Raw genomic sequence first — 2,133 nt, 5'->3', positions numbered from 1 at the left:
GTGAAAAGCCATGTTGATAAAAGAACAGCTAATATTTTTGCTCTATTTGCAGGGGTTGGACTTTAGTGCCTGGTCGACTGGGCCTTGCGTCCCACTTACGCGAGCATCACGCGAGCGAGCATCTTTGTCCATTGGTGGGTTGCGCGCGGCGAGGGCTGCCCGGGAGAACATCTGAAATTTCACCTCTGGTACCTCACGCGACAACGATAGCCCGGACCCGAGAAGGGGACGGGGCCCTTTCCCCACATCGGCCGCGTCAACCATTCTTCCGGCGCGGCCGCTGCCGGGGCTTCCCTGTGCATAGCGGCCGGATGGCCGGCCCTCAAATTTGAATGCCGCCACAGTTGCTTTGTCTCACAGTGGCCGAATGTCGAAATGCCTTTTCGAAGTTGTGAGAAATGGGCACGCTCTTGGCGATGCCTGGGTCGATCTTGTTACATTCGGACTCGCCGATTCCGGAATACGGCGTATAATCCCCAAGTCGCCAGCACCAAGCAGCGGCAATGCGGGCGCTTGGGGTGCTTTCGCCTTATGTGCGGGGGTAAACCATGTCACGTGACGAGGTGTCGGCACTCTACGGCGACATCCTGCGAAGTGCCTTCCACAGTGCGATCATTGAAGAGAGGATCCCCGAAAGCCAATGGCGCCAATTCGCCGAGCAAATGGTCCGCGATTTGACCGGTACTGACGCCGTCGATCCTGACTTTGTGGAATGGATCATCCGGAAGTCAGGGCGAAGAGTGAACGGGCCAGCGCCGCCGAAATACCTCGATCACAAGCTCGAATGCCCATACTGCCTCACCATCAGGCTCAGAATTCCCGATGACGCGCGTCCCGAGACGCCGATTTCTTGCGATGATTGCGGAAAGTATCTTGGCACTTGGGATGAGCTCCAAACCGACTTTGAGAAGCAAGGCGGTCAGAACGGGGTGTTTCGTCTCGAAAAGGGCCGCATTCAGCGGATCCGCTAGTGGCCGGCCGGCAACCCTCTAATGTCGACCTTTCAGGAACCTAGGCTCGCGAAGCAGCGAATTTCAATCGGTTCCAATCACCCGATCAGACACTTGACCTCTTCCTCCGCGATGCCAGTTTCCCTCGTCAGCCGCTGCGCCAACAGCTACAGATGGCTTTGCACTCATCTCCATTGTCGATCGCGGGGCATATAACGGTTCCTCCAATTACAGGAACCGCTGAAGTTATTGAAGCAGGTAGGAGATTACTCCCGCTATCGCCGGTCGCCGACCCTTAAAGGGCGCCTGTTTCAAAATGCCAAATATTGCGGGCAGGACGTTCGCGAAAGCATACGCTAATATTATAGGACGAATCGTCAACTTAGGAGGCGCATCATGGATTCGCCAAGCAAGCTGGAGAACTTGCGCTTTGTTGCATCCCTGCTGGGCGTAATCCGCCATCGGATGCATCAGGATGGTGAAGATCTGCTGACGTACCTAATAGACATTGCGTATCTGGAGGCTAGCGATCGGCTGAAACAAAAAAGCCCGCCGGCCGAAGCCAGCGGGCCGGTCCCCCGCACCTGATGTCTCAGGTCTCGGGAATCTCTGGCGGTGGAAGCGGCCCGGACAGGCTGAATGCGACCACGGTCGACAGCTTCGCTTTCTTCGCTAGTGAAGGCTTCACATATGGTTTCTTTGTCATGCAGCTCCCCGTGTTTGAATCGATGCTGTCATCGCCATGCGGCCTTCCGTTGTCAATACGAAAAAAGGCCCGCCATCCAATCGCCCCGGAAAGATCATATCTGTCGGTATGTTTAACTTTTCGACCTTCATTAATGGCCGGCATGGGCGCGTACTTGCTGTTGCGCTAAAGCGAAACCCGCTGCCGGGGGACAGCAGGGGCCTTGCCTCACCAACTTAGCGCCCCAGGGATGTTCCCCGCTTAGTGGGACCCCTGCGAAACCGGAAACCACTGAGACACGCTGATGGTAGCGGAATAGACCAGCCGCCCGGCTTCTCATAGACGGAGACGGTCATGGATTCATCCAAAGTGCTTGAGGCCATTTCGTCGACTGCTATGTCTTGCAGAGCCTTGAGCGCCTCTCGTCGCATTTCGCTCAGGCTATCGAGATCGACCCAGGCATCGCCAAGAGCGTGCCCATTTCTCACAACCTCGAAG

General features: G+C 56.3%; 3 protein-coding genes. 2 read left to right on the top strand and 1 reads right to left on the bottom strand.

The window, feature by feature from the left end:
* The first annotated feature begins 548 nt into the window (after positions 1 to 548).
* Both EN857_RS36010 and EN857_RS33190 read left to right on the top strand, forming a co-directional pair.
* Positions 549 to 971 carry a hypothetical protein gene (locus EN857_RS36010; protein WP_245493410.1) on the top strand — a complete coding sequence of 141 codons (423 nt, stop codon included), beginning with the start codon at positions 549 to 551 and terminating at the stop codon, positions 969 to 971.
* A gap of 375 nt (positions 972 to 1,346) precedes the next feature.
* Entirely contained in the window at positions 1,347 to 1,538 is a 192-nt protein-coding gene (locus EN857_RS33190) for a hypothetical protein (RefSeq protein ID WP_127393780.1), read from the top strand.
* Positions 1,539 to 1,871: 333 nt separating this feature from the next.
* On the opposite strand, the gene EN857_RS35285 is transcribed toward EN857_RS33190, so the two are convergent.
* Positions 1,872 to 2,133, bottom strand: a 262-nt coding sequence (locus EN857_RS35285; protein ID WP_210235156.1) for a hypothetical protein, incomplete at its 5' end; no start/stop codon positions are given.

The organism is Mesorhizobium sp. M4B.F.Ca.ET.214.01.1.1 (assembly GCF_004791545.1).
GTDB lineage: Bacteria > Pseudomonadota > Alphaproteobacteria > Rhizobiales > Rhizobiaceae > Mesorhizobium > Mesorhizobium abyssinicae.
Note: the sequence above shows the minus strand (reverse complement) of the source record. Positions and strands in the feature narration are given on the sequence as shown.